Origin of the sequence: Anaeromyxobacter sp. SG66, from assembly GCF_022690805.1 — a bacterium.
Lineage (GTDB): Bacteria > Myxococcota > Myxococcia > Myxococcales > Anaeromyxobacteraceae > Anaeromyxobacter > Anaeromyxobacter soli.
Genome location: NZ_JALCZC010000169.1, coordinates 1 through 5,618, shown reverse-complemented (window position 1 = coordinate 5,618; position 5,618 = coordinate 1). Strand labels below are relative to the sequence as shown.

Sequence of the window (5,618 nt, the reverse complement as noted above, 5' to 3'; positions counted from 1 at the left end):
CCACGGAGCGGCCGGGCGCGAAGGCCGCGGACGCAGCGCCGGCGCCGACCCGCGCGGAGGCGGCGCTCGCGCGCTACGCCTCGCTCCGCGCCGCCGGGGCGCTCTCCGGCGAGATCCGCACGTTCCCCGGGTGCGAGGGGGAGTCCTGGCGCAAGGTGGAGCGCGACGCGCAGGGACGGACGGTGAAGTACGTCCGCGACGGCCGCGTGGCGGGGCACCACCTCCGCGTCGAGCACCTGTTCGGCGCGGACGGCTCGCTCGCGGCGGTGCGGGTGAGCGACCTCGAGCGCGGTGGCCTCCTCGACGCGGGCGCCCTCGGGCTCACCATCCCGCGCGACGCGACCGAGGCGGACGCGGACGCGCCCCCGCGCTGCGCGCGCTGAGGCCGGGCCGACGGAGACCGGCGAGCAGGGCGACGCCGCTCGGGGCGACGTCGCCGCCCCGTCAGGTGCCCTCGGGCACGAGCTCGATCCGCCGCCAGGCGCCGGCGCGGAAGCGGAGCCAGAGCACGAGCGCGAGGAGCGCGAGGTAGAGGACGAGCCACCCCACCGCGACCGCGTCCCCCGCGCCGAACCAGCGCACCGAGATCCAGCTCCCCGGCACGAACACCGCCCAGCCGATGGCGATGCGCAGCCACATGACGATGGCGGTGTCGCCCGCCGCGCGGAGCCCCTCGCCGAGCACCATGGCGGCGGCGTCGAACAGCTGCCACGCCGCCGCCAGCACGAGCACGCGCCGCCCGATCGCGTGGAAGGCGCCCTCCGGAGCGGCGCCGGGGGAGAAGGGCGCGAGGATCGCGTCCGGCGCGACGAGGTAGAGGAGGCCCACGAAGAGCTGCCAGGCCGCGCACACCGCGAACGTGACCGCGAGGACGCGCGGGACGCGGTCCCTGTGCGCGGCGCCGATGGCCTGGCCGACGAGGATCGCTCCCGCGCTGGCGAGCGCGAGCGAGGGCATGAACGCGATGGTGTTCACCTGGAGGATCGACATCAGCGCCGCCAGCGAGGTCGTCCCGAGGCCGGCGAAGACGACGTTCACGAAGAACACGAAGGCGAGGAGCTCGAGGAACCAGGTGATGCCCGACGGCACGCCGAAGCGGAGCACGCGCCAGAGCTCGCTCCCGCGCAGCCGGCCCGTCCCCGCGCGGCGCCCCTCGCGCACGAACGTCGCGGCGAGCCCGAGGAACGCGACCGTCGTCGAGAACGTGCTCGCGAGGGCCGCCCCCGCGACGCCGAGGGCGGGGAGCCCCAGGTGCCCGTCGATGAGGAGCCAGTTGCCGAGGACGTTCAGCACCATCGCGGCGACGTTCGCGACCATGGGCCGGCGCGTGTCGCCGAGCCCGCCGTAGTAGCCCGCGAGGGCCTCCATGCCGACCGCGGCGCCCGCGGAGAGGAGCCGGAGCTGGAGGTAGCCGCTCATGAGCGCGCGCACGTCCGCGGCGTAGGCGAGGCGGGCGAGGAGGTGCGGCGCCGCGGCCGCGCCGGCGATCCCGAGCGCCTGCGCGCCGGCCGCGACGGCGAGGCCGTACCAGCCGAACCGGCGCGCGCCGGCGGAGTCCCCGCGCCCGAAGAGCTGCGCGGAGAAGCTCTGGACGATGAAGACCGTCCCGATCGGCAGGATGAAGACGCAGAGCGCGTTGGTCGCGCCGGTCGTCGTCGCCGCGAGCGCCGCCTCGCCGAGGTGCGCGACCATCACCGCGTCGGCGATCCCGACCACCGCCTGCGTGGCGCGGGAGATCACGATGGGCCAGGCGAGCGCGACGAGCGCGCGCAGGGTCGCGCCGAGCCCGGCGGGGCGCGTGCCGCCGTCCGGTGGCTCGGGAGCGTTCATGGACGCGCAGGGTACCCGCCGCGCGCCCCTGCCGGAAGCGCGCGCCGCGCGGGCGGGTCCCGGCCGGGCCTGGGGCCAGGTCCGCCGGAGCGCGCTACAGTCACGGCATGGCGCGCATCCTCTACGGGGTCGCGGGCGAGGGGATGGGGCACGCGATCCGCTCGCGCGTGGTCATCGACCACCTGTCGCGCGCCCACGACGTCCAGGTGGTCGTCTCCGGCAGGGCGCACGGGTACCTCAAGTCGCTCGAGCGGGATCGGCTGGGAGTGAACAAGATCTGGGGGCTCTCGATCGTGTACGAGGACAACGAGGTCCGGAGCTTCCGGACCGTCCTCGCGAACCTCAAGGGGGCGGCCCTCGGCGGCTGGCCGCGCAACGTGAAGGCCTACTTCGACCTCGCCCGGGCCTTCCGGCCGGACGTGGTCGTCTCCGACTTCGAGAGCTGGAGCCACCTGTTCGCGCGGACGCACGGGCTCCCGTGCATCTCCGTGGACAACAACCAGATCGTGAACCGCGCCCATCATCCGCCGGAGGTGATCGCCGGGCACGAGGCGGAGTTCCTCGTCGCGAAGGCCGTGGTGAAGGCGAAGCTGCCGGGCTGCTTCCACTACCTCGTCGCGACGTTCTTCCGGCCGGAGCGGGTGAAGCGCCGCACGACGCTCCACCCGCCGGTGCTCCGCCCGGAGATCCTCGCCGCGCGGCCGGAGCGCGGCGAGCACCTCCTCGTCTACCAGACCTCCACCTCCAACGAGGCGCTGCCCGAGGTCCTGCGGCGCTCCGGGCGCGAGTGCCGCATCTACGGGCTCCGCCGCGACCTCGTCGCCGACGCGAGGGAGGGGAACCTCCTGTGGCGTCCCTTCAGCGAGCCCGTCTTCGTCGAGGACCTGCGCACCGCGCGCGCGGTCGTGTCGGGCGGATCCTTCACGCTCATGAGCGAGGCGGTGTATCTCGGGAAGCCCATGCTCGCCGTCCCCGTGAAGCGCCAGTTCGAGCAGATCCTGAATGCCCGCTACCTCGAGCGGCTCGGCTACGGCGTCGCCGCCGAGACGATCGACGACGCCGTGCTCGCGGGGTTCCTCGCGCGCCTCCCCGACCTCGAGCGCGGCCTCGCCGCGTATCGACAGGACGGGAACCGCGACCTCCTCGCCGCGCTCGACGCGACCCTCGCGCGCGCGCTCGGCTCCGGCGCCGCCGCGCCGCTCCCCTGAGGCGCCCCGCGAATGCGCCTCCGCGTCGTCGCCGTCGGCAGGGATCGCTCCGGGCTCTACGCGCCGGCGATCGAGGAGTACGCGAAGCGCCTCGGGCGCTACGCGCGGTTCGAGCTCGTGGAGGTCCCCGAGGCCCGCAAGCACGCGGGGACCGCGCAGGCGAAGGAGGAGGAGGCCGGGTCGCTCCTCGCCAAGCTCGGCCCGCGCGAGCGGGTCGTCGCGCTCGACGAGCGCGGCGCGGAGTGGACGAGCGTGCAGCTCGCGGAGCGCGTGCGGCGCTGGACGGAGGGGGGGCGCGACGTCGCGCTCGTCATCGGCGGCTCGGACGGCCTCTCGCGCGCGGTGCTGGATCGGGCCGAGGAGACGCTCGCGCTCTCGCGCATGACGCTCGCGCACCGGCTGGCGCGGCTCGTCCTCGTGGAGCAGCTCTACCGCGCCATGACGATCCTGCGGGGCGAGCCGTACCACAAGTGAGTGCTGCGGCGCACGATCCCGGGCCTGCGGCGGGGGTGCTCGCTCCTCGCCTCGGCTCCGGTCTCGTGCGCCTCGCGCCTCCGGGTCCAAAGCCGCGCGCCCGGCCGGCCGTTCTTCCTTGTGGCCGCCCGGGCGCATCCCTAACATCACGCGACACGCCGTCCGACCGGAGGAACCCGTGACGAAGCCGAAGCCCGTCCTGCTCGTCGTCCTCGATGGCTGGGGCCTCCGCGTCGAGCGCGAGGCGAACGCCATCGCCGTGGCGGGCACCCCGAACATGGACGCCCTCGTCCACGAGTACCCGCACACCGCCATCGAGACGAGCGGGCTCTCGGTCGGCCTTCCGGAGGGCCAGATGGGCAACTCCGAGGTGGGCCACACGAACCTCGGGGCGGGCCGGATCGTCTACCAGGACCTCGTGCGCATCAACCGCGCGGTGGAGGACGGATCCTTCTTCAAGAACGACGCGCTCCTCCTGGCGTGCCGCCGCGCCAAGGAGAACGGCGCGGCGCTCCACCTCATGGGCCTCCTCTCCGACGGCGGGGTGCACAGCCACGTCGAGCACCTGTACGCGCTCGTCGAGCTCGCGCGGCGCGAGGGGGTGCCGCGCACGTTCGTCCACGCGTTCATGGACGGGCGCGACACCCCGCCGAAGAGCGGCCTCGAGTACATGGCTCAGCTCGAGAAGCGGCTGCGCGACACCGGCTACGGCAAGGTCGCGGTGGTCTCCGGGCGCTACTACGCGATGGACCGCGACAAGCGCTGGGATCGCGTGGAGCTCGCCTACCGCGCGCTGGTGAAGGGCGAGGGCCAGCGGGCGCCGAGCGGCGTCGCGGCGATGGAGGCCGCGTACGGCCGCGGGGAGACCGACGAGTTCGTGAAGCCCACCGTCGTCGTGAACGGAGACGGCAAGCCCGTCGGTCCGGTGCGCGACGGCGACGCGGTGCTGTTCTTCAACTTCCGCGCGGACCGCGCGCGCGAGATCACCCGCGCGCTCGCCGGCGAGGGCTTCCACGACTTCGACCGCGGCGCTCCGCCGCGGCTCTCCGCCTACGTGTGCATGACCGAGTACGACAGGACGTTCCCGTACCCGGTCGCCTACGCGCCGCAGGACCTCACCGAGATCTTCCCCGAGATCGTCTCGCACGCCGGCCTCGCGCAGCTCCGCTGCGCGGAGACCGAGAAGTACGCCCACGTCACGTTCTTCTTCAACGGCGGGCGGGAGACGGTCTACCCGGGCGAGGACCGGATCCTCGTGCCGAGCCCGCGCGAGGTGAAGACCTACGACGAGAAGCCGGAGATGAGCGCGCGCGAGGTGACGGACAAGCTCGTCGCGGCGCTCGGCACGGGCAAGTACGGCTTCGCGCTCGTGAACTACGCGAACCCGGACATGGTCGGGCACACCGGGATCCTCGACGCCGCGGTGAAGGCCGTGAAGGTCGTGGACGAGTGCGTCGGCCGGCTGTGGCAGGCGGCGAAGGCGCAGCGGATGGCGATGATCGTGACGGCGGACCACGGCAACTGCGAGCTGATGACGGACCCGCAGACCGGCCAGCCGCACACCGCCCACACCTTGAACCCGGTGCCGTTCATCCTCGCCGATCCCGACCTGCGCGGCGCGAAGCTCCGCGCGAAGGGCGTGCTCGCCGACGTCGCTCCGACCGCGCTCCAGGTGATGGGGCTCCCGCAGCCGAAGGAGATGAAGGGGCTCGGGCTCCTCGTGCGATGAGCGAGGAGGGGTCGAGCGACGTTCGCGTCCGGGTCGCCGCCGCGCTCCGCGGCGTCGCCGCGGCGCTCCTCGAGCTCGTCTACCCGCCGCGCTGCGCCGCCTGCGGGGGCGCGGTGGTCGCGGAGCCGTTCTGCTCCGTGTGCGGCGAGGCCGTCGACCCCGTCCCGGAGGGCTGCCGGCGCTGCGGCCTGCCCGGGCCGGATCCGCTCTGCGGCGCCTGCCGCGCCGACCCGCCCGCGTTCGACGCGGTCCGCGCGGGCGGCCTCTTCGGCGGCCCGCTCGCCGACGCGATCCACGCCCTCAAGTACGGCGGCCGTCCCGCGCTCGCGCGCCCGCTCGGCGCCTGGCTCGCCCGCGCCGCTCCGCTCCCGCCGGGC

The 5,618-nt window shown here is 74.5% G+C and carries 5 protein-coding genes and 1 pseudogene; 5 read left to right on the top strand and 1 reads right to left on the bottom strand.

Annotated features, from left to right (window positions below; translation table 11 throughout):
• Positions 1–383: pseudogene (locus tag MNZ39_RS22925) on the top strand (Fe-S oxidoreductase); the annotation flags it as partial.
• Between the two features lie 61 nt (positions 384–444).
• On the opposite strand, the gene MNZ39_RS22920 reads toward MNZ39_RS22925, so the two are convergent.
• Complete coding sequence (locus MNZ39_RS22920) at positions 445–1,830, bottom strand: MATE family efflux transporter (protein ID WP_242341412.1); 1,386 nt, start codon at positions 1,828–1,830, stop codon at positions 445–447.
• Between the two features lie 107 nt (positions 1,831–1,937).
• Here MNZ39_RS22920 and MNZ39_RS22915 point away from each other — a divergent pair, with 107 nt between their 5' ends.
• The 4 genes from MNZ39_RS22915 to MNZ39_RS22900 all read left to right on the top strand — a co-directional run.
• The gene (locus MNZ39_RS22915) at positions 1,938–3,038 is read left to right on the top strand and encodes an MJ1255/VC2487 family glycosyltransferase (protein WP_242341411.1); all 1,101 of its coding nucleotides are present in this window, start codon (positions 1,938–1,940) and stop codon (positions 3,036–3,038) included.
• A 12-nt stretch (positions 3,039–3,050) separates the two neighbouring features.
• Entirely contained in the window at positions 3,051–3,512 is a 462-nt protein-coding gene (gene rlmH, locus MNZ39_RS22910; RefSeq protein ID WP_242341410.1) for a 23S rRNA (pseudouridine(1915)-N(3))-methyltransferase RlmH, read from the top strand.
• Between the two features lie 178 nt (positions 3,513–3,690).
• Positions 3,691–5,241, top strand: coding sequence for a 2,3-bisphosphoglycerate-independent phosphoglycerate mutase (gene gpmI / locus MNZ39_RS22905; protein WP_242341409.1), 1,551 nt, complete (start codon positions 3,691–3,693; stop codon positions 5,239–5,241).
• On the top strand, positions 5,238–5,618 hold a 381-nt coding region (locus MNZ39_RS22900; protein ID WP_242341408.1), incomplete at its 3' end, for a ComF family protein. The genes gpmI and MNZ39_RS22900, both read left to right, overlap by 4 nt.